Raw genomic sequence first — 21,250 nt, 5'->3', positions numbered from 1 at the left:
ATGGCTGAAAATAAACTCAACGTAACTGAACTCCATAAACGCTACGGCGAACATGAGGTGCTGAAGGGCGTATCGCTTCAGGCTAACGCGGGCGACGTGATTACCATTATCGGCTCATCCGGCTCCGGTAAAAGCACCTTTCTGCGCTGTATCAACTTCCTCGAACAGCCGAGCGAAGGCAGCATCACGGTAAATAACCAGCCGGTAAATCTGGTACGCGATAAAGACGGGCAGCTAAAGGTAGCGAATAAGGAGCAGCTACGCCTGCTGCGCACGCGGCTGACCATGGTCTTTCAGCATTTCAATCTCTGGAGCCATATGACGGTGCTGGAGAATGTGATGGAAGCGCCAGTTCAGGTGCTGGGGCTCAGCAAAGCTGACGCACGCGAGCGGGCGCTGCGCTATCTCAATAAAGTCGGTATCGACGAGCGCGCCTGCGCTAAATATCCGGTGCATCTCTCCGGTGGGCAGCAGCAGCGCGTCTCTATTGCCCGGGCGCTGGCGATGGAGCCGGATGTGTTACTGTTCGATGAGCCGACCTCGGCGCTCGATCCGGAGCTGGTAGGCGAGGTGCTGCGTATTATGCAGAAGCTGGCGGAAGAAGGGAAAACCATGGTGGTGGTCACGCATGAGATGGAGTTTGCGCGCCATGTCTCCAGCCATGTGATTTTTCTGCATCAGGGGAAAATTGAAGAGCAGGGGCCGCCGGAAACGCTGTTCCAGCAGCCGAAAAGCGCCCGGCTACAGCAGTTTCTCTCCGGCGCGCTGAAATAGCAGATTGCTGTACGGAGTAATGACAGGGAGTTACAGCACATCCTCCAGCGCGGTTTGCAGATCGTACCAGCGAAAGTGAAAACCCGATTCCTCCAGACGGCGGGGCAGTACATGCTGCCCGCCCAGCACCAGCACCGACGATTCGCCCATCAGTAATCTGATGGCGATAGCGGGCGTGCGCAGCAGCGAAGGGCGTCGCATCGCTTTACCCAGCGTGGCGGCAAACTGTTCATTGCGCACCGCGTAGGGCGAAACCAGATTAAACGGCCCGCGCAATGGATGATCCAGCAGCCAGAGGATGCCGTTAAGCATATCGTCAATATGAATCCACGGCATATATTGTCGTCCGCTGCCGAGCGGCCCGCCAAGCCCCAGTGCGAACGGCTTTTTCATCTGCGCCAGCGCGCCGCCCTCTTTGGCCAGCACCACGCCGGTGCGCAGCAGGCAGACGCGGGTTCGATCGCTGGCGGCGCTCAGCGCCAGGGTTTCCCAGCGCTGACAGAGCTGATGGGTGAACTCATCGTGAGCGCTGTCCTCTTCGGTCAGCACCGCTTCGCCACTGTTGCCGTAGTAGCCGGTCGCCGAACCGGAGAGCAGCACCGCAGGCGGCTCGCTGCTGGCGTTAATCAGCGAAGCCAGCCGCTCGGTAATCTGCCAGCGGCTCTCACACAGCCGCTGTTTTTGCTGCGGTGTCCAACGTTTTGCGGCGATTGGCTCACCCGCCAGGTTAATCACCGCATCGATACCGTTTAGATCATGTTGCTGTGTCAGCCCCGACCAGAGGGTGACCTGCGGGCCAAGCAGGTTGCGTGCCGCCTCGATATTGCGCGTCACCACGCTAACCCGATCGCCACGCGCCAGCAGTCGTGTAATTAGCTGTCGCCCAATCAAGCCGGTACCGCCGGTTATCAATATTTGCATGAGAGCCCTATGTCCGTGTTATTGCTGTCTGTTTAGCATAGAAGAGAACCCTGGGAATAGTGGTAATATCGGGCTGCGCCATTGCCAGGTTGCCCTCCGTCGGGTAAACAGAATGCGTAAATTCTGGACGTTTGATATCTTCCTCACCCGTGAACTGTAGGTATGACAACGCAGCGATTTCATGCTGCTCAGGCTGCAGCGTTCTGGCGAAGCGCTGTTTGCCGGAAAAAAATAGTCACCGCTAACGGAAGACGCGCGGCAGAGCGCCGCTAAACTGATTGAGGGTGCACTGCGCCTCCTCAGCGATGACCAGCAAAATCTGTTTGGCGAATGGTCGATTGCCGATACCGATTTAGCGGTGATGCTTAATCGTCTCGCGCTGCACGGCGATAGTTTGCCGGATAACCTGGCGGCAGTACGCCTGGTTCTGGTGGCAACCTGCGTCAGTGCAGCTTTGGCTGGGTGAATCGGGCAAAAACCGCCGACCGCACGACTTGTGTATTGCGTCCGGCTCGTGAAGCCTTTAATTTAGGGCGGTTTGCGTCAACGTAACGCGAAACCTGTGGCATATCAGCGCGCAATGGGCGCCAGAACGAAAAGGGTTACTGATGGTGGAGCAAAATCAGGATGCCGGTACGGAATGGGTAGACATCGTTAATGAAGATAACGAAGTTATCGCTCAGGCCAGCCGGGCTCAGATGCGGGCACAACACTTGCGTCATCGCGCTACGTATATCGTAGTGCACGACGGCATGGGTAAGATTCTGGTGCAGCGCCGTACTGAGAGCAAAGATTTTATGCCGGGTATGCTGGATGCTACCGCGGGCGGCGTGGTGCAAAGCGGCGAAGCGATTCTTGATTCCGCTCGCCGTGAGGCCGAAGAGGAGTTGGGTATCGCCGCCGTGCCTTTTGCCGAGCATGGGCAGTTCTACTTTGAGGATGAACACTGCCGGGTATGGGGTGGACTATTCAGCTGCGTTTCGCACGGCCCGTTTGCTATGCAGCCGGAAGAGGTGGATGAGGTCTTCTGGCTGACGCCGGAAGAGATCACCGCTCGCTGCGATGAGTTTACCCAGGATTCGCTGAAGGCGCTGTCGCTCTGGCTGAGCCGCAATGCCAATAACGAACCGGTCAGACAGAAAAAAACGGAAGAGGCGAAGTAACAACGTCGGCAGCTGCGAGCGGCTGTAATGGGAAAAGCGTTAGCTCTCGCCAGTTGGTTTAAAGAGCGGAATATCGTTCTGCAATAAAAGAGGCGGCTAAGTTGCCGCCTCTCTGTTTACTGTGTTACAGCACCTTATAAGAAGGTATTTTTACCGTAAGCGTTAATCGCGTTTGGTTGGACGCTGATGACTCAGCACCTGACGCGGCTGAGTACGGCGACCTACCATTCCCATTACACCCGCCAGCACGGCTTCAACGATCATCATGAAGAAAGCGAACCAGCTGGCTTTGGAGGTTGCGGCAGCAGCTTTATCAGCGGCTTCGCGTGCTTTCTGCTCTGCCTGCTGCTTCAGCTCGTTATATTTCTGACGCGCCTGCTGATAGCTTTTCTCCGTCTGATCAACGATCTGTTCTGCTTCCGCATCGGTTTTACCGGTACGCGCTTTGATAATATTTTTCAGCGCATCGCGGTCAGCGGCCTGTAACGTATCCTGATTGCGGGCGATTAAGCCTTTTACCCAGTTAGCCAGATCGGTATCCGCATTCTGCGGGTTGTTAGCAGTGGTCTGCGCCTGGTTCTGCGCGCTGTTTACCGCGTTCTGCGCATCGTTTTGCAGGTTTTCCGGCTGTAATTCAGGCTTACCGGTCTGACGCAGCGTAGTTTCCAGCTCGTTTTGCAGGTCATCAAGATTAATGCCGCTCTCCTGCAGCTTGTCCTGGGCCAGGCGTGCGGCGTGCGGTGCTGCCGCAGAAACGGTATTACCGATAGCGCTCAGTCCGGCACCCATAACATTCATCGCACCGCTAACGGTGTAGTTCACCAGCGTGACCGCCAGCCAGACGCTGAACAGCGTATTTACGCCGAACATCAGCAAACCGTGCAGTGCACCTTCGCGCTGAGCGAGACGACCGCTGACCCACGCACCGACGGCAATCGCAATCAGCATACTGATACCGGTCCAGATAGCGGCGCCGGTGCCGATACCCTCGAGCGGGTTTTGCTCATGTAAAGGATCGATGCTGGCAGTACCGACAGCGGTACCCAGCAGCGTTAATAACAGATGAATCACTACCGAAGTAATAACGCCCGCAAAGATAGCGCTCCATGAAATACGTTTTAGCGGTACACCGTTCAGCGGCGCTTCATGTACAGTCTCTACCCAGCCTGCGTCATGCCGGGTGCGCAAATGATCAGGATGTTCACTCATAATATTCACTCCCTATCGTTATCTTTAAGCCGTTGCCACAAAATTAATTTCTGACGTCATGAAAATAGTGAAACCTGTTATTCAGGCAACTTAAGGCTAGTTAGGGAATGAAGATTTGACCAAAATAATTTTGCAAAATGTGGCAGAAAATAAACTAAATTTTTACCGTTACGCTTATTTTTAACTTTTTATTAAACTATTTGCGTGAGGCGTTTATTGAGAAAATAAAGGGGCGATTTATTTTGCGGTGACCAGAACAACAGCCTGCACGATGAATGAGGAAATAAAAAAGGCGGCCCGCAGGCCGCCCTTAACCGCAAAGGATAATTACTTCTGCTGATCTGCCTGTGAAGCCTGAATAGCTGTCAGAGCGATGGTGTAGACGATATCGTCAACCAGCGCGCCGCGAGACAGGTCGTTAACCGGCTTACGCATACCCTGTAGCATCGGCCCGATAGAGATCAGGTCGGCAGAGCGTTGCACCGCTTTATAAGTGGTGTTACCGGTGTTCAGGTCAGGGAAGATAAATACCGTTGCGCGACCGGCAACCTGTGAATTTGGCGCTTTGGATTTAGCGACATCTTCCATAATTGCTGCGTCGTACTGCAACGGACCATCGATCACCAGATCCGGACGTTTTTCCTGCGCGATACGCGTTGCTTCACGTACTTTCTCTACGTCGCTACCTGCGCCGGAGTTACCGGTGGAGTAGGAGATCATTGCCACGCGCGGCTCGATACCGAAGGCGGCAGCGGAATCGGCAGACTGGATTGCGATCTCAGCCAGCTGCTCCGCGGTCGGGTCTGGGTTGATGGCGCAGTCGCCATACACCAGCACCTGCTCAGGCAGCAGCATAAAGAACACGGAAGAGACCAGCGAGCTGTTCGGCGCGGTTTTGATCAGCTGTAACGGCGGACGAATGGTGTTAGCGGTGGTATGTACGGCACCGGAAACCAGACCGTCTACTTCGTCGCGCTCCAGCATCATGGTGCCGAGCACCACGTTATCTTCCAGCTGTTCCTGCGCAACCACTTCAGTCATGCCTTTGTTTTTACGCAGTTCTACCAAGCGAGCAACGTAGTTATTACGCGCGGCTTCCGGATCGACAATTTCGATGCCTTTGCCCAGTTCAACGCCCTGTGCTGCCGCTACGCGCTGAATTTCATCCGGGTTACCCAACAGCACACACTGTGCGATGCCGCGTTCAGCACAGATAGCCGCTGCTTTCACGGTACGCGGCTCGTCACCTTCCGGCAGTACGATGCGTTTACGTGCGCTACGCGCCAGCTCGGTCAGCTGATAACGGAAGGCTGGCGGAGAGAGACGACGGCTACGCTCGGAGGCGGCGGTCAGTGATTCAATCCAGTCGCTGTTGATATGGCTGGCAATATATTCCTGTACTTTCTCGATGCGTTGCGTATCGTCGCTGGGCACTTCGAGGTTAAAGCTCTGCAGGTTGAGCGAGGTCTGCCAGGTGTTGGTATTCACCATAAATACCGGCAGGCCGGTCTGGAAGGCGCGCTCGCACAATTTGTAAATACGGTCATCAATTTCATAACCGCCGGTCAGCAGGATAGCGCCGATCTCTACGCCATTCATCGCGGCGAGGCAGGCAGCAACCAGCACGTCCGGGCGATCCGCAGAGGTGACCAGCAGTGAGCCGGGACGGAAATGTTCCAGCATATGTGGCAGACTGCGTGCGCAGAAGGTAACGGATTTCACGCGGCGGGTCTGAATTTCACCTTCGTTGATAATGCGCGCGTTCAGATGACGGCTCATATCAATCGCGCGGGTAGCAATCAGCTCGAAGCTCCACGGAATGCAGCCCAGTACCGGCAGCGGGCTGTTGGCGAACAGCTGGTTCGGATCGATATTGGCAACGCTGGCCTTGGTGGAATCGTCAAAGATTTCTGACAGATCGGGACGGGTACGGCCCTGTTCATCCACCGGTGCGTTAAGTTTGTTAATGATAACGCCAGTAATGTTTTTGTTTTTGCTGCCGCCGAAGCTGCTTTGCGTCAGTTCGATACGCTCTTTCAGCTGAGCCGGAGAGTCGTTGCCCAGCGCCATGACGAAGACGATTTCCGCATTCAGCGTTTTCGCGATTTCGTAGTTCAGGGCGGTAGCGAACTGATGTTTACGCGTCGGTACCAGACCTTCTACCAGCACAACCTCAGCATCCTGAGCGTTGGCGTGATAGCGGGCGATGATCTCTTCCATCAGCACATCTTGCTGATTAGATCCCAGCAGCGATTCAACGCGTGACATATGCAGCGGCTCAGCGGCGGGGATAGAGGAGCTTTTACGGATGATGGTGGTAGTCTGGTCAGGCGCATTGTCGCCAGCACGCGGTTGAGCGATGGGTTTGAAGACGCTGAGGCGAACCCCTTTGCGCTCCATCGCGCGGATAACGCCCAGGCTGACGCTGGTCAACCCGACGCTGGTGCCGGTAGGAATAAGCATAATGGTACGTGACACAGTAAACCTCTCAGGTATTTCAGGGTGTCAAAAACAACTCCGTCAGCCGGAGCTGACGGAGAAAAACTTAAGCGGTAAGACGCGCAGCGTCGCGGGCGATAACCAGCTCTTCGTTGGTTGGGATCACCAGCGCCGGACGAGTACCTTCTTTGTTAATGAAGCCTTCCTGACCGAAACGTGCTGCCAGGTTGCGTTCGTGATCGACTTCAAAGCCCAGCAGTGACAGTTTCGCCAGCGACAGTTCACGCACCATCGCTGCGTTTTCACCGATACCGCCGGTGAAGACGATAGCGTCCAGACGGCCATCCATCATGGCGGTGTAGGAACCGATATATTTCGCCAGACGATGGCAGAAGACATTCATTGCACGTTTCGCATCGTCTTTAGTGGTGTAGTTTTCTTCCACATAGCGGCAGTCGCTGGTCACGCCGGTCAGTCCCAGCAGGCCAGATTCTTTGGTCAGCATTTTGTTGATGGCATCAACGTCCATGCCCAGCGTATCATGCAGGAAGAAAACGATCGCCGGATCGATATCGCCGCTGCGCGTACCCATGACCAGACCTTCCAGCGGGGTCAGACCCATAGAGGTATCCACGCATTCACCGTTGCGGATCGCGGAGACGGATGCACCATTGCCGAGGTGGCAGGTGATCACGTTCAGCTCTTCCACCGGTTTGTTCAGCATACGTGCCGCTTCGCGAGAAACGTAGTAGTGGCTGGTGCCGTGGAAACCGTAGCGACGGATACCGTGCTCTTTGTACAGATGGTAGGGCAGGGCATAGAGATAAGATTCTTCAGGCATCGTCTGATGGAAAGCCGTATCGAAAACCGCTACGTTTTTATCAGCGAGGTGCGGGAAGTTTTTCAGCGCTTCGTCGATACCGATCAGGTGCGCCGGGTTGTGCAGCGGAGCAAACGGTGACGCCGCTTTGATATCCTGCACGGTTTCGTCGGTGATAACGACGGAATGGGTCAGCTTTTCGCCGCCGTGGACGATGCGGTGACCGATTGCAGCGATTTGTGCCGACAGCTCTGGTTTTTGTGCCAGAATGTTTTTAACAATGAAGTTCAGGGCTTCGCTGTGGGCAGCGCCCGCACCCAGCGCAGCTTCCTGTTTGGCGCCGTCCAGTTTCCATTTAATGCGCGCTTCAGGCAAATGGAAGCATTCGGCCAAACCTGACAGATACTCTTCACCATCGGCCGGGTTAATGATGGCAAATTTCAGGGAAGAGCTACCGCAGTTCAGAACCAGTACTAACTTACTCGACATGGAAGTACCTATTTGTCAAAAGTGGCTAAAAAAAACGCAATCAGTCTATCATCCTAAGGTATGAAAGCTGGTACAGTAATGATTATCATCATGCTGTCAGCAAAAAAGTTATCCGACAGCAAAAAAAAACGGTAATTTTACGTAAAAATTTGAAAGCGCAGTAGCTTTCTGCGGCTGCGCCTCAGGATAATGAGGAAAATCCGTTTTCAGGGCGTTGATAACGCGCTCAGAATAACGGCAGTGCCTCGTAAAAACAAAATTTTTTGAATAATGTTATATAAAGTTGTGTCGTTGTCTAAATTTTTTAAATCTTGCAAAAGAAGTTGAGGTGAGCCATGGCAAATGAATCCAGCGTCGGCTGGTTTAAAACGTTCCAGCTTGGACAGCGCTACATGAAAACATGGCCGAATGACAAACGCCTCGCGCCGGTTTTCCCGGAAAACCGCATCACAACCGCCACCCGCTTTGCAATCCGCTTTATGCCGCCGCTGGCGGTCTTTACGCTGACCTGGCAAATTGCGCTGGGTGGACAGCTGGGGCCAGCGGTCGCCACGGCGCTTTTTGCCTGTAGCCTGCCGATGCAGGGGCTGTGGTGGCTGGGACGGCGTTCTGTTACGCCGCTGCCGCCTGCGCTGCTGAGCTGGTTCCACGAGGTGCGCGAGAAGCTGCAACAGGCTGGACAGGCAATTGCACCGCTTGAAGGCAAACCCACTTACCAGACGCTGGCGGATCTGCTCAAACGCGCTTTTCGTCAGCTGGATAAAACCTTCCTCGACGATCTTTAACCATTCTCAGTCGGGTGCCCAGATAATTATTTGGCGTCAACCCGGCTTAAATCAAAGAAAGTCAGGCTTGTGATACCTCCTTTTTATCTGCTGTGCGATTCTTGAACGTCCCTTTTTTATGATGTCGAGATACAGGAGATTACGATGGAGATGACGCACGCCCAGCGCCTGATTCTTTCTAACCAGTACAAAATGATGACGCTGCTCGACCCGGATAACGCCGAGCGCTATCGTCGCCTGCAAACCATCATTGAACGCGGTTACAGCTTACAAATGCGTGAGCTGGATCGCGATTTCGGTGAGCTGAGTGAAGAAGTGTGTCGCACCATTATTAACATAATGGAAATGCATCACGCGCTGGCGGTTTCATGGGAAAACCTGAAAGAACAGGCCAGTATCGATCGGCGTCGGCTACATTTTCTCGGTTTTGATGCCGCGACCGAGGCGCGTTACCTGGGCTATGTGCGCTTTATGGTGAACGTTGAAGGGCGCTATACCCATTTTGATGCCGGTACGCATGGCTTTAACGCTCAAACGCCGATGTGGGAAAAATATCAACGCATGCTGGCGGTCTGGCAAACCTGTCCACGGCAATATCACCTGTGTGCGACTGAAATCGCACAGATCATCAACGCCTGAGAAGGAAACGCAAGTGAAGTGCAGAGGCTTTTTGTTTGATTTAGACGGCACGCTGGTGGATTCATTACCGGTGGTGGAACGTGCGTGGAGCAACTGGGGAAAACGTCACGGCATTGCCGCCGATGAGATCCTGAGTTTTATCCATGGTAAACAGGCTATTACTGCACTGCGTCACTTTATGCCTGACAGCAGTGAAGAGACGATCCAGCAAGAGTTTCGCCTGCTGGAAAAAACTGAGGCGGAAGATACCGATGGCATTACCGCGCTGCCCGGTGCGCTTGCTTTGCTGGAACGGCTGGACGCGCTTGATATTCCCTGGGCGATCGTGACGTCAGGTTCTATGCCGATAGCCTCGGCCCGGCACAAAGCGGGCGGGTTACCATTGCCACAGCATTTCGTAACCGCCGAGCAAGTAAAAAACGGCAAGCCTGAGCCGGATGCCTATCTTATCGGCGCTGAACTGCTGGGCCTGTCGCCCGCTGAATGCGTGGTGGTAGAGGATGCGCCCGCGGGCATTCTTTCCGGCCTCGCCGCAGGCTGTGCGGTGATTGCCGTCAATGCGCCTGACGATACGCCCCGCCTTTCCGAAACCGCGATGCGGCTCACCTCACTCGCCTCGTTGTATATCAGTAAAGAAGAGGATGGTACGGTCAGGGTGCTAAACCAACAGTGATTGATTTAACCCCGCTATAAGCGGGGTTATTTTATGGCATGCTGCGCGTAAAGGAATTCTCTGACGCGGAAAAGGCTGTGAATAATCAACTTCTTTGGGTGCTGTGCTTACTGGCGGTAACCGTTTGGCTGTTTGTCTCAGGACGGCTGCGCATGGATGTCGTGGCGCTGCTGGTCATTGTCGCTTTTGTGCTTAGCGGCACGCTGACATTACAGGAAGCGACCATCGGTTTCAGCGATCCCAACGTGATTTTGATTGCTGCCCTGTTCGTGATAGGCGAGGGGCTGGTACGCACCGGTGTGGCGATTCAAACCGGCGAGTGGCTGATAAAAATCGCCGGCAACAGCGAAAGTAAAATGATTTTCTGGCTGATGCTGACCGTAGCCGGGCTGGGTGCCTTTATGAGCTCAACCGGCGTGGTGGCGATTTTCATTCCTGTGGTGCTGAGCGTGGCGGCGAAAATCGGCTCTTCACCCGCAAGGCTGATGATGCCGCTTAGCGTGGCGGCGCTAATCAGCGGTATGATGACATTGGTAGCCACGCCGCCTAACCTGGTGGTCAACAGTGAGTTACAGCGCGAAGGGCTGGAGGGCTTTGGCTTCTTCGCCGTCACGCCTATTGGTCTGGTCGTGCTGGTGCTGGGCGTGGGTTATATGCTGGTGGCACGTTACTGGCTGGCCTCAGCCCCGGTTGATAGCACCTCCGGCAACGCTCCGTCCCGACGACGCAATTTCCGCGATCTGATTCGTGAATATCGCCTCAGCGGACGCGCCCGGCGCTTGTCGATTCGCGCCGGATCGCCGCTGATTGGTCACCGACTGGACGATTTACAGCTACGTGAAAAATATGGTGCTAACGTAGTGGGGCTGGAACGCTGGCGTCGTTTTCGACGCGTGATGGTGGCGGTTACCGGTGAGACCACCTTTCGGGCCGGGGACGTACTGCTAATCGATATGTCCGCCGCCGATATCGATCTGCGCCAGTTTTGCAGCGAGCAGCTGCTGGAGCCGCTTATTCTGCGCGGCGACTACTTCTCCGATCGCGCCCGTGATGTTGGCATGGCGGAAGTGCTGCTGATTCCTGACTCTGAGCTGTCGGGTAAAAGCGTGCGCGAAATTGGTTTTCGCAGCCGCTACGGGATCAGCGTTATCGGCATCCGTCGACGCAATAGTCTGGTTGAAGGGGCATTGACCGATGAACCGCTGGAGCTGGGCGATACGCTGCTGGTTATCGGTGACTGGCGCTGTATCCGTCAGCTACAGCAGCAAAAACGCGATCTGCTGCTGCTGGCGCTGCCCGCCGAAATTGATGATGCGGTGCCCGCCCACAGTCAGGCACCGCACGCGCTGTTTAGCCTGGCGCTGATGGTGGCGTTGATGATTACCGATGCTATTCCAGGCCCCGTTGCCGCGATTATCGCCTGTCTGCTGATGGGGAAATTCCGCTGTATCGATATGGAGAGCGCCTACAAGGCTATTCACTGGCCGGGGCTGATTCTGATCGCCGGTATGATGCCGTTTGCGCTGGCGTTGCAAAAAACCGGTGGCGTGGCATTGGTGGTGCAGGGCCTGATGGATATTGCCGGTGGCAAAGGGCCGCATGTGATGCTGCTCTGCCTGTTTGTGCTCTGTGCAACGATTGGGTTGTTTATCTCCAATACGGCAACGGCGGTACTGATGGCACCGATCGGCATTGCGGCGGCGCATCAGATGGGTGTATCGCCTTATCCTTTCACCATGATCATCGCTATTGCCGCCTCTGCCGCTTTTATGACGCCGGTCTCTTCACCGGTGAACACGCTGGTACTTGGCCCCGGTGGTTATCGTTTCGGCGACTTTGTGAAAATTGGCGTGCCTTTTACGCTGGTGGTGATGGTGGTCAGTGTATTGCTGGTACCGCTACTGTTTCCGTTCTGATTTACAGCGGCGTGTCCTGAGAGATTTCGTCCAGCGACAGGTTGAAGCTGGGGACGAAGACCGAGATAAAGTAGTCCATCTCTTCGCTGCGGCGTTGCTGCAAAGTCTTCTCAAGGCGCGCTAGCGCCCGGCGGAATTCGTTATTACCGGCGGAAAGTTCCTCCAGGCATTTCAGGTAGGCACACAGCGCATCGGCCTGCTTCAGAATGGCCGTTTCTTCCTCGTTTTGCAGCTGCTCATCCAGCAACGGACGCCACGCATCCTGTATCTCGGCGGGCAGCATCTCAATTAACTTGTGGCGCGCAATCTCCTCAATTTTTTTATATTCATGGGCAATCTGCGCGTTGTAATACTTTACCGGCGTCGGCAAATCTCCGGTCAGCACTTCGCTGGCATCATGATAGAGCGCAATCAGGGCGATGCGTTCTGCATTCAGATTACCGTTAAACAATTTATTTTTAATCACGGCCAGCGCATGGGCCACCGTCGCCACCTGCTGACTGTGTTCGGAAACGTTTTCCGTGCGCACATTACGCATTAGCGGCCAGCGGTTAATCAGTTTCAGACGGGAAAGGTGGGCAAAAAAGTGACTCTGCTTCATCGACAAGGCTTCTCCTTCAGGCGGGCTGCGGAAAACGGCGAACCCGATCTCCGCAGCCAGAGTATAGCCTTTTCATGCGATCGGCTACAGCCCACAGGCGCGTAACTGGCCTGCTGGCTTACTGGTGATAACCTTCAAGGAAACGTCCGAATTTGCCGATGGCGAGTTCCAGATCGTCAACGCGCGGCAGAGTAACGATACGCACATGGTCCGGCCACGGCCAGTTAAAGGCGGAACCCTGCACCAGCAGCACTTTTTCCTGTAGCAGAAAATCCAGCACCATTTTCTGATCGTCATGTAGGTTGAATTTTTTTGCATCAATGCGCGGGAACATATAGAGCGCGCCTTCCGGCTTCACGCAGCTGACGCCGGGAATTTGATTAATCAGCTCCCAGGCGCGCTGGCGCTGTTCATAAAGGCGTCCGCCGGGCATGATAAATTCATTAATGCTCTGATAGCCGCCCAGCGCGGTCTGGATAGCATGCTGCGCCGGAACGTTGGCGCACAGGCGCATTGAAGCGAGCATTTCCAGCCCTTCGATATATCCTTTCGCGTGCTTTTTCGGACCGTTAAGCACCATCCAGCCCTGACGGAAACCGGCGACGCGGTAGGTCTTTGACAAGCCGTTAAAGGTAACGGTAAGCAGATCGGGCGCCAGCGCGGCGATAGAGTGGTGCTGCGCGGCATCATAGAGAATCTTATCGTAAATCTCATCCGCAAAAATGATCAGATTATGTTCACGTGCAATCTCAACAATTTCCATCAGCAGCGCTTTGCTGTAAACGGCACCGGTCGGGTTGTTCGGGTTGATTATCACGATACCGCGCGTGCGCGGGGTAATTTTACTGCGGATATCGGCCAGATCGGGGAACCAGCCGGCGGACTCATCACACAGGTAATGTACGGCCTTGCCGCTGGAAAGCGAGACTGCGGCAGTCCAGAGTGGATAATCGGGCGCAGGCACCAGCATTTCATCACCGCTGTTTAACAGTGCCTGCATCGACTGCACAATTAGTTCGGAGACGCCGTTGCCGATATAAATATCCTCAACGGTCACATCGCGCATATCGCGCGCCTGATAGTGCTGCATAATGGCTTTACGTGCTGAATAAAGCCCTTTCGAATCGCTGTAACCTTGTGCTCCCGGCAGGTTGCGGATCACATCTACCAGGATCTCATCCGGCGCTTCAAAGCCAAACGGGGCAGGGTTGCCGATGTTAAGCTTAAGTACCTTGTTGCCTTCTTCTTCCAGACGTTTGGCCTCTTTCAACACCGGGCCGCGAATGTCATAGCAAACATTATCCAGCTTGGAAGATTTTTCGATAATTGTATTCATTACTTAGCGCCTTTACTGACAGAACTGCGTTCCTGCCGTGGAAATAAACCAGCCCAATTTACTCCTCTGATGCCTGGTTTTGAAGGGCTGAACAGGCTTTGGGCGCAACCGCCAGATAAGGGGACACTTACTGGCATGCAACAGTATGCAGCGAGATTTATCTGGTTTAAAAAACTGACTTTAAGATATAAATCAGAATTTATAACTGTCTTCTGGTGTATTAGTGTAAATTTGCCATAACGGTTTGAGATGCTTATCAGAAAAAGAATGAAATTAAGATAAAAAAAGTAGATTGATACAGAATGAAACAGTTAAATTTTACTACTTAAAGAAGGATTAAGAGGGCCAAAGAATAATGAAACTTCGTCCCGGCTTTTCCGTCATCGTATGAATCCCGCATCTCCTGCTACGCATTGGGTTACTTTTCCGGCGATCGGTAAGAAAAAGCAATCCCGAAAAAAAGCCGTATTAATGCTAAAATGATGCTTTATTGATAAGAAAAATGCGATTGGGGCTTAAAAAGTAGGCGTCAATGTGGCAGGATATCCATCAACGGACTTTGTGACAAAAACAGGCATGCTCGTTTGTTGTTCAGGTTAAAGCGATGCAGCCGGAGATTAAGTCCGATAATTTATTACATTTTTGCGTCATGCAGCTTTGCTGACGCCTTATATCGAAGTTATGAACCAGCGGCCCCGACGTTAGCTTGCCTGAAGCTGGCGTGGTTTCCATCAATAAGCGGAGCGCAACTTGCGTTCGTAATGTTAGCGCTTAAGCGCTAAATGATAATTAATCTTAAATACTGGCGGCACTGGCGGTTTTGTATGCATTTCCTCCAGCAGTATTGGTGAACAGCAGCTTTTCTTTAGTCGTTTAAGCTGTCGTTTCTGCAGTCTGGAAACGTCATTTTTGCCATATTAAACTCCGTCCGCCATTTGAACGACGGCAGTCACACCAGGGTAGTTGTTATTAAAAATTTATAAGTGAAGAAAAATATGACTAATGCAAATCGTCCGATACTTAATCTCGATCTCGATCTGCTGAGAACGTTTGTTGCTGTAGCAGATCTTAATACTTTTGCTGCCGCAGCAGCTGCCGTATGCAGAACCCAGTCAGCGGTCAGCCAGCAGATGCAACGCCTGGAACAGCTGGTAGGTAAAGAGCTGTTTGCTCGTCACGGTCGTAATAAATTGCTAACCGAGCATGGTATTCAGCTACTGGGCTATGCCCGTAAAATTTTACGCTTTAATGATGAAGCCTGTACGTCACTGATGTACAGCAACGTACAGGGCGTACTGACTATCGGGGCTTCTGACGATACTTCAGATACCATTCTGCCGTTCTTGCTGAACCGTGTAACCTCTGTTTATCCGAAGCTGGCGATCGACGTACGCGTGAAGCGTAATCCATTTATGATGGAAATGCTGAATCAAGGTGAAGTGGATCTGGTGGTTACCACCTCCAGCCCCGGCTCCTTTACTCATCAAGTACTGCGTACTTCTCCGACGCTGTGGTACTGCGCCGCAGACTATATTTTCCAGCGTGGGGAAGCCATTCCTCTGGTGCTGCTGGACGAGCCGAGCCCGTACCGCGATATGGCGATCGATCATCTGAACGAAGCGGGCATTCCGTGGCGTATCTCTTACGTTGCCTCAACGCTGGCGGCAGTACGCGCGGCCGTTAAAGCGGGTCTGGGCGTTACTGCACGTCCGGTAGAGATGATGAGCCCGGAACTGCGCGTTATGGGTGCTGCCGAAGGCTTGCCGGTGCTGCCTGATACGCAATATCTGCTGTGCCGTAACCCGGACAGCGAAAATGAGCTGGCGCTGGCGATTTTTAACGCGATGGAATCCAGCAACGATCCGTATAACCTTGCGCTGGCCGGTCAGGGCGATGCAATGTTACTGGATGATGAAGAATAAGTATTAAAAATGAGAACTTTTCTCATTCGAAACGGTAATTGTTAAAATAAACCGTGATAAAAAAGCCTCTCGGCGCAAACAAGCGCTAAGAGGCTTTTTTTACAGGCTTTTTTGGCGATCGTTTTCTCTTTTTTACTGGCTTTTTTTTCACCATTTCAATAAAAATGAAACGTACCGCGCTGTACAAAAAAATTTTTGCCTGTATAGCGACTGGCGCGCTTTCTGATAAAAAAATGGTCAGCAATCTGGCGGTTTTTTTATCTAAAAAATTCAAACTGTGTTCTGGATCAAAAAAATAACCCTGCTTTGGGGAAGGAAATCTTCAAGTTTCCTGTCAGAATATGTTTGTTAAATGTGCGATCTATCCGTGCAATACCCACTACACTTAATTTACATCTTGAAACTGACACGATTTAGCCTGATGCTTGCGCACCTTATGTTAATAAGATGATGCAAGTGTAAATTAACGTGTGGATATCTTTGTCAAAGTTGACAAAAGGTTATAGAAAGGGGTAAAAATCCCCATTAAATTGCTGCTTATAGGTTAATGACAGCATAATTTATAAGGTTTTTATCCTTCCCTTGAATTAATGTGGTGTGTTCTCGCCATCGGCTTCGCAGGACGCTAAACGCCACTTTTGATGAGTAAGCAAAGAGTATGTCAACAACCACAGAAGTTATCGCTCATCACTGGGCATTCGCTGTTTTTATCGTTGTCGCTTTTGGTCTGTGCCTGTTTATGCTGACCGGCGGTTGGTTGTTGGGCGGTCGCGCCCGTGCACGCCATAAAAACATACCTTTTGAATCCGGTATCGATCCGGTTGGTAGTACGCATCTTCGCCTTTCTGCCAAATTCTATCTGGTGGCTATGTTCTTCGTTATCTTCGACGTAGAAGCCCTCTTTTTATACGCATGGTCGACTTCTATTCGCGAAAGCGGCTGGGTCGGCTTTGTCGAAGCCGCAATTTTCATTTTGGTGCTGTTGGCGGGTCTGGTCTATCTGGTGCGAATTGGCGCGCTGGATTGGGCACCTGCGCGTCGTCGCGTGGATGTCGATACCAGCAAAGTCACTCACACCAACCCTCAAAAGCAGTAACAGCGAGGCATTAAGATGGACTATACGCTCACCCGCATAGACCCCAACGGTGAGAACGACCGTTACCCCCTGCAAAAACAGGAGATCGTTACCGATCCTCTGGAGCAGCATGTGCACCGTAGCGTGTATATGGGCAAACTGGAGCATGCGCTGCATGACATGGTGAACTGGGGGCGTAAAAACTCTCTGTGGCCCTATAACTTCGGCCTTTCCTGCTGCTACGTTGAAATGGTGACGTCATTCACTGCGGTGCATGACGTTGCGCGTTTTGGTGCAGAGGTACTGCGCGCCTCTCCGCGCCAGGCGGATTTTATGGTGGTGGCCGGTACGCCGTTTAAAAAAATGGCACCGGTAATTCAACGCCTGTATGACCAGATGCTGGAGCCAAAATGGGTTATCTCCATGGGCGCCTGCGCTAACTCAGGCGGCATGTACGATATCTATTCCGTTGTGCAGGGCGTCGATAAGTTCCTGCCGGTTGATGTTTATATTCCCGGTTGCCCGCCGCGTCCTGAAGCCTATATGCAGGCGCTGCTGCTGCTACAGGAATCCATCGGTAAAGAGCGTCGTCCGCTCTCCTGGGTGGTTGGCGATCAGGGCGTTTATCGCGCCAATATGCAGTCCGAGCGAGAAAGGAAACGCGAGGAACGCATTGCGGTCACTAACCTGCGTACCCCGGACGAAATTTAACGCAACTGTATGGATGGGGCCTGACACGATCGCTTTAACATTATAAAACAACGCGCCCCCCATCCTGACACCAACGACTTCGCGCCTGTTTTCAGGCCAGAATGGTGAGTAACGTATGACAGATTTAACCACGCAAGACCTCGCTCAGCCTGCATGGCAAACCCAGGATCACCTGGACGATCCTGTAATCGGCGAGCTGCGTAATCGTTTTGGGCCGGATGCCTTTACTGTTCAGCCTACCCGTACCGGCATGCCGGTGGTTTGGGTAAAACGCGAACAGCTGCTGGAAATCGGGGAATTCCTGCGTAAGCTGCCGAAACCCTATGTAATGCTTTACGATCTACACGGTATGGATGAGCGTCTGCGCACCCACCGTCAGGGGTTGCCTGCGGCTGATTTTTCGGTGTTCTATCACCTGCTGTCCATTGAACGTAATCGCGACATCATGCTCAAGGTCGCCTTGTCTGAAAATGACCTGCACCTGCCGACCTTTACCAAACTCTTTCCTAACGCCAACTGGTACGAGCGTGAAACGTGGGACATGTTCGGCATAACCTTCGATGGTCACCCGCACCTGTCTCGCATCATGATGCCGCCGACCTGGGAAGGGCATCCGCTGCGTAAAGATTACCCGGCACGCGCTACCGAGTTCGATCCTTACGAACTGACCAAACAGAAAGAAGATCTGGAAATGGAAGCGCTGCTCTTCAAACCGGAAGAGTGGGGGATGAAACGCGGCACCGAAAACCAGGACTTTATGTTCCTCAACCTTGGCCCGAACCATCCGTCAGCGCACGGTGCATTCCGCATCATTCTGCAGCTGGATGGTGAAGAGATCGTCGATTGCGTGCCCGATATCGGTTATCACCATCGCGGGGCGGAGAAGATGGGCGAGCGCCAGTCCTGGCACAGCTACATTCCTTACACCGATCGCGTGGAATACCTGGGCGGCTGCGTTAACGAAATGCCTTATGTGCTGGCGGTAGAGAAGCTGGCGGGCATTGTGGTGCCGGATCGCGTCAACGTTATTCGCGTGATGCTCTCTGAGCTGTTCCGCATTAACAGCCATCTGCTCTACATCTCCACCTTTATTCAGGACGTTGGTGCAATGACGCCGGTGTTCTTTGCCTTTACCGATCGTCAGAAAATTTACGACGTGGTGGAAGCGATCACCGGTTTCCGTATGCACCCGGCCTGGTTCCGTATCGGCGGCGTAGCGCACGATCTGCCGAACGGCTGGGAGCGTCTGATGCGCCAGTTCCTCGACTGGATGCCGAAGCGCCTGAAAGAGTATAAAACCGTCGCGCTGAAAAACAGCGTGCTGGTAGGACGTGCCAAAGGTGTTTCCGCCTACGGTAAAGATGAGGCGCTGGCGTGGGGCACCACCGGCGCGGCGCTGCGCGCTACCGGCATCGATTTCGACGTACGCAAAGCTCGTCCTTATTCAGGTTATGAAAATTTCGATTTCGACATTCCGGTCGGCAATGGCGTCAGTGATGCCTACAGCCGCGTGCTGCTGAAACTGGAAGAAATATGGCAGAGCCTGCGCATTCTTGAGCAGTGTCTGAACAATATGCCAGCCGGGCCGTTTAAAGCCGATCATCCGCTGACCACGCCGCCGCCGAAAGAGCGCACGTTGCAGCATATTGAAACGCTGATCACCCATTTCTTACAGGTTTCGTGGGGGCCGGTGATGCCTGCTAACGAATCGTTCCAGATGATCGAGGCAACGAAGGGAATCAACAGTTACTACCTGACCAGCGACGGCAGCACCGTAAGTTACCGCACGCGTATTCGTACGCCAAGCTTCCCGCACCTGCAGCAGATCCCATCGGTGATCCGAGGTAGCCTGGTATCCGACTTGATCGTATACCTGGGTAGTATCGATTTTGTTATGTCAGACGTGGACCGCTAATTATGCACGATCAAAAAATTGCCATCGAAACGATCGACCCGAATGAGGTCTTTGAGCTGAGTGCGGCAGAACGCGACGCGATTGAGCATGAAAAACACCATTATGAAGATGCACGCGCCGCCTCTATTGAAGCGCTGAAAATCGTGCAGAAGCAGCGCGGCTGGGTGCCGGATGGTGCCATTACTGCTATCGCTGAATTGCTGGGCATTCCTGCCAGCGACGTGGAAGGCGTGGCAACGTTTTACAGCCAGATTTTCCGTCAGCCGGTTGGTCGCCATGTGATTCGTTACTGCGACAGCGTGGTGTGTCATATCACTGGCTATCAGGGTATTCAGGCCGCGCTGGAGCAGAAGCTGAACATTAAACCGGGCCAGACGACGGCGGATGGGCGTTTTACGCTGCTGCCAACCTGCTGCCTCGGTAACTGTGATAAAGGGCCGACGATGATGGTGGATGAAGATACTCACGTTCACCTGACGCCGGAAAAAATTTCATCGTTACTGGAGCAGTATCAATGACAGTGAAAACGATCGTTCGTACTGCGGAAACGCACCCGCTGACCTGGCGGATGCGCGACGATAAACAGCCGGTCTGGTTTGAAGAATACCGCAGCAAAAACGGCTACGTCGGCGCGGAAAAAGCGCTGAACGGTATGTCACCTGACGAAATCGTCGCGCTGGTGAAAGATTCCGGCCTGAAAGGGCGCGGCGGCGCAGGCTTTTCCACCGGTCTGAAGTGGAGCCTGATGCCGAAAGATGAGTCGATGAACATCCGTTATCTGCTGTGTAACGCCGATGAGATGGAGCCGGGCACCTACAAAGACCGCCTGCTGATGGAGCAGATGCCACACCAGCTGGTGGAGGGGATGCTGATCAGCGCCTTCGCACTTAAAGCGTATCGCGGCTATATCTTCCTGCGCGGCGAATACGTTGAAGCGGCGGTGCATCTGCGTCGCGCCATCGCGGAAGCGACCGAAGCGGGCTTCCTCGGCAAAAATATTCTTGGCACCGGTTTTGACTTCGAACTGTTCGTACATACCGGCGCGGGCCGCTATATCTGCGGTGAAGAGACTGCGCTGATTAACTCGCTGGAAGGGCGTCGTGCTAACCCGCGCTCCAAGCCGCCGTTCCCGGCATCGGCTGGCGTCTGGGGCAAGCCGACCTGCGTTAATAACGTAGAGACGCTCTCCAACGTGCCCGCTATCCTTGCCAACGGCGTGGAGTGGTACAAAGGACTGTCGAAGAGCGACGACGCCGGTACCAAAATGATGGGCTTCTCAGGACGGGTAAAGAACCCCGGCCTCTGGGAGCTGCCGTTCGGCATTACCGCACGTGAAATTCTTGAAGATTATGCGGGCGGGATGCGCGACGGATTGAAATTTAAAGCCTGGCAGCCGGGCGGCGCGGGTACCGATTTCCTTACCGAGCAGCACCTCGATCTGCCGATGGAATTTGCCAGCATCGGTAAAGCAGGCAGCCGTCTTGGCACCGCGCTGGCAATGGCGGTGGATCATGAGATCAACATGGTGTCACTGGTACGCAATCTGGAGGAGTTTTTTGCCCGTGAATCCTGCGGCTGGTGTACGCCATGTCGTGACGGCTTACCGTGGAGCGTGAAAATTCTGCGTGCGCTGGAGCAGGGCAAAGGGCAGCCGGGCGATATTGAGACGCTGCAACAGCTCTGTCGTCAGCTTGGCCCAGGTAAAACTTTCTGTGCTCATGCGCCCGGTGCGGTGGAACCTTTACAGAGCGCGATTAAATATTTCCGTGAAGAGTTTGAAGCTGGCATTGCGCCGCAGGTGTTCGGCAATACCCGTGCGATTAACGGGATTCAGCCCAACCTGCTGAAAGCGCGCTGGTAAA

Annotated in this window: 18 protein-coding genes and 1 pseudogene; 13 read left to right on the top strand and 6 right to left on the bottom strand. The window is 53.5% G+C overall.

Translation table 11 applies throughout. The features are described 5' to 3' along the window. Entirely contained in the window at window positions 1-774 is a 774-nt protein-coding gene (gene hisP, locus C7M51_RS10585; RefSeq protein ID WP_160621760.1) for a histidine ABC transporter ATP-binding protein HisP, read from the top strand. A gap of 30 nt (window positions 775-804) precedes the next feature. Here hisP and C7M51_RS10580 read toward each other — a convergent pair whose 3' ends face one another. Next, window positions 805-1,695 carry a TIGR01777 family oxidoreductase gene (locus C7M51_RS10580; protein ID WP_160621759.1) on the bottom strand — a complete coding sequence of 297 codons (891 nt, stop codon included), beginning with the start codon at window positions 1,693-1,695 and terminating at the stop codon, window positions 805-807. 169 nt (window positions 1,696-1,864) lie between these two features. Here C7M51_RS10580 and C7M51_RS10575 point away from each other — a divergent pair. Further along, window positions 1,865-2,213 (top strand): annotated as a pseudogene (locus C7M51_RS10575) (glutathione transferase); the annotation flags it as partial. Window positions 2,214-2,303: 90 nt separating this feature from the next. Next, entirely contained in the window at window positions 2,304-2,858 is a 555-nt protein-coding gene (gene yfcD, locus C7M51_RS10570; protein ID WP_160621758.1) for an NUDIX hydrolase YfcD, read from the top strand. 162 nt (window positions 2,859-3,020) lie between these two features. Here yfcD and C7M51_RS10565 read toward each other — a convergent pair whose 3' ends face one another. The 3 genes from C7M51_RS10565 to ackA form a co-directional block, all read right to left on the bottom strand. Then, on the bottom strand, window positions 3,021-4,067 hold the full coding sequence (locus C7M51_RS10565; protein WP_160621757.1) for a TIGR04086 family membrane protein: 1,047 nt from the start codon (window positions 4,065-4,067) through the stop codon (window positions 3,021-3,023). Window positions 4,068-4,394: 327 nt separating this feature from the next. Beyond that, window positions 4,395-6,545 carry a phosphate acetyltransferase gene (gene pta, locus C7M51_RS10560; protein WP_160621756.1) on the bottom strand — a complete coding sequence of 717 codons (2,151 nt, stop codon included), beginning with the start codon at window positions 6,543-6,545 and terminating at the stop codon, window positions 4,395-4,397. Between the two features lie 67 nt (window positions 6,546-6,612). Further along, window positions 6,613-7,815 (bottom strand): acetate kinase, encoded by a 1,203-nt coding sequence (gene ackA / locus C7M51_RS10555; protein WP_160621755.1) that lies wholly within the window; start codon window positions 7,813-7,815, stop codon window positions 6,613-6,615. 335 nt (window positions 7,816-8,150) lie between these two features. Between ackA and yfbV the strand changes: the two genes are divergently transcribed. The 4 genes from yfbV (at window position 8,151) to C7M51_RS10535 (ending at window position 11,828) form a co-directional block, all read left to right on the top strand. Beyond that, entirely contained in the window at window positions 8,151-8,600 is a 450-nt protein-coding gene (yfbV, locus tag C7M51_RS10550; protein WP_160621754.1) for a terminus macrodomain insulation protein YfbV, read from the top strand. A 144-nt stretch (window positions 8,601-8,744) separates the two neighbouring features. After that, on the top strand, window positions 8,745-9,239 hold the full coding sequence (locus tag C7M51_RS10545; RefSeq protein WP_160621753.1) for a YfbU family protein: 495 nt from the start codon (window positions 8,745-8,747) through the stop codon (window positions 9,237-9,239). A 13-nt stretch (window positions 9,240-9,252) separates the two neighbouring features. Continuing rightward, the gene (locus C7M51_RS10540) at window positions 9,253-9,912 is read left to right on the top strand and encodes a sugar phosphatase (protein WP_160621752.1); all 660 of its coding nucleotides are present in this window, start codon (window positions 9,253-9,255) and stop codon (window positions 9,910-9,912) included. Between the two features lie 77 nt (window positions 9,913-9,989). Next, window positions 9,990-11,828: an SLC13 family permease gene (locus tag C7M51_RS10535; RefSeq protein WP_160621751.1), complete on the top strand. Its 1,839-nt coding sequence runs from the start codon at window positions 9,990-9,992 to the stop codon at window positions 11,826-11,828. Between the two features lies 1 nt (window position 11,829). Here C7M51_RS10535 and yfbR read toward each other — a convergent pair whose 3' ends face one another. Together yfbR and C7M51_RS10525 are read right to left on the bottom strand one after the other, a co-directional pair. After that, complete coding sequence (gene yfbR / locus C7M51_RS10530; RefSeq protein WP_160621750.1) at window positions 11,830-12,429, bottom strand: 5'-deoxynucleotidase; 600 nt, start codon at window positions 12,427-12,429, stop codon at window positions 11,830-11,832. Window positions 12,430-12,547: 118 nt separating this feature from the next. Next, window positions 12,548-13,765 carry a pyridoxal phosphate-dependent aminotransferase gene (locus tag C7M51_RS10525; RefSeq protein ID WP_160621749.1) on the bottom strand — a complete coding sequence of 406 codons (1,218 nt, stop codon included), beginning with the start codon at window positions 13,763-13,765 and terminating at the stop codon, window positions 12,548-12,550. 995 nt (window positions 13,766-14,760) lie between these two features. On the opposite strand from C7M51_RS10525, the gene lrhA reads away from it, so the two are divergent. From lrhA to nuoF, 6 genes are all read left to right on the top strand, one after another. Next, entirely contained in the window at window positions 14,761-15,687 is a 927-nt protein-coding gene (lrhA, locus tag C7M51_RS10520) for a transcriptional regulator LrhA (RefSeq protein WP_160621748.1), read from the top strand. Window positions 15,688-16,345: 658 nt separating this feature from the next. Continuing rightward, window positions 16,346-16,783: an NADH-quinone oxidoreductase subunit A gene (locus C7M51_RS10515; protein ID WP_160621747.1), complete on the top strand. Its 438-nt coding sequence runs from the start codon at window positions 16,346-16,348 to the stop codon at window positions 16,781-16,783. 15 nt (window positions 16,784-16,798) lie between these two features. Beyond that, window positions 16,799-17,473 (top strand): NuoB/complex I 20 kDa subunit family protein, encoded by a 675-nt coding sequence (locus C7M51_RS10510; RefSeq protein ID WP_160621746.1) that lies wholly within the window; start codon window positions 16,799-16,801, stop codon window positions 17,471-17,473. 115 nt (window positions 17,474-17,588) lie between these two features. Beyond that, complete coding sequence (nuoC, locus tag C7M51_RS10505) at window positions 17,589-19,388, top strand: NADH-quinone oxidoreductase subunit C/D (protein WP_160621745.1); 1,800 nt, start codon at window positions 17,589-17,591, stop codon at window positions 19,386-19,388. 2 nt (window positions 19,389-19,390) lie between these two features. After that, window positions 19,391-19,906 (top strand): NADH-quinone oxidoreductase subunit NuoE, encoded by a 516-nt coding sequence (gene nuoE / locus C7M51_RS10500; protein ID WP_160621744.1) that lies wholly within the window; start codon window positions 19,391-19,393, stop codon window positions 19,904-19,906. Window positions 19,907-19,908: 2 nt separating this feature from the next. Next, entirely contained in the window at window positions 19,909-21,249 is a 1,341-nt protein-coding gene (nuoF, locus tag C7M51_RS10495; RefSeq protein ID WP_160623630.1) for an NADH-quinone oxidoreductase subunit NuoF, read from the top strand. Window position 21,250 lies beyond the last annotated feature (1 nt).

The organism is Mixta intestinalis (assembly GCF_009914055.1).
In the GTDB taxonomy this organism is placed as follows: domain Bacteria; phylum Pseudomonadota; class Gammaproteobacteria; order Enterobacterales; family Enterobacteriaceae; genus Mixta; species Mixta intestinalis.
The sequence above is the reverse complement of the archived record's forward strand: the minus strand, read 5'-3'. Positions and strand labels throughout refer to the sequence as shown.

Bases quoted from the DNA above. Each gene is read 5' to 3' on its own strand.
- yfbR (WP_160621750.1), bottom strand. From the start codon at position 12,429: ATGAAGCAGAGTCACTTTTTTGCCCACCTTTCCCGTCTGAAACTGATT.
- hisP (WP_160621760.1), top strand. From the start codon at position 1: ATGGCTGAAAATAAACTCAACGTAACTGAACTCCATAAACGCTACGGC.
- C7M51_RS10580 (WP_160621759.1), bottom strand. From the start codon at position 1,695: ATGCAAATATTGATAACCGGCGGTACCGGCTTGATTGGGCGACAGCTA.
- nuoC (WP_160621745.1), top strand. From the start codon at position 17,589: ATGACAGATTTAACCACGCAAGACCTCGCTCAGCCTGCATGGCAAACC.
- C7M51_RS10565 (WP_160621757.1), bottom strand. From the start codon at position 4,067: ATGAGTGAACATCCTGATCATTTGCGCACCCGGCATGACGCAGGCTGG.
- C7M51_RS10525 (WP_160621749.1), bottom strand. From the start codon at position 13,765: ATGAATACAATTATCGAAAAATCTTCCAAGCTGGATAATGTTTGCTAT.
- yfcD (WP_160621758.1), top strand. From the start codon at position 2,304: ATGGTGGAGCAAAATCAGGATGCCGGTACGGAATGGGTAGACATCGTT.
- ackA (WP_160621755.1), bottom strand. From the start codon at position 7,815: ATGTCGAGTAAGTTAGTACTGGTTCTGAACTGCGGTAGCTCTTCCCTG.
- nuoE (WP_160621744.1), top strand. From the start codon at position 19,391: ATGCACGATCAAAAAATTGCCATCGAAACGATCGACCCGAATGAGGTC.
- lrhA (WP_160621748.1), top strand. From the start codon at position 14,761: ATGACTAATGCAAATCGTCCGATACTTAATCTCGATCTCGATCTGCTG.
- C7M51_RS10515 (WP_160621747.1), top strand. From the start codon at position 16,346: ATGTCAACAACCACAGAAGTTATCGCTCATCACTGGGCATTCGCTGTT.
- C7M51_RS10510 (WP_160621746.1), top strand. From the start codon at position 16,799: ATGGACTATACGCTCACCCGCATAGACCCCAACGGTGAGAACGACCGT.
- yfbV (WP_160621754.1), top strand. From the start codon at position 8,151: ATGGCAAATGAATCCAGCGTCGGCTGGTTTAAAACGTTCCAGCTTGGA.
- C7M51_RS10545 (WP_160621753.1), top strand. From the start codon at position 8,745: ATGGAGATGACGCACGCCCAGCGCCTGATTCTTTCTAACCAGTACAAA.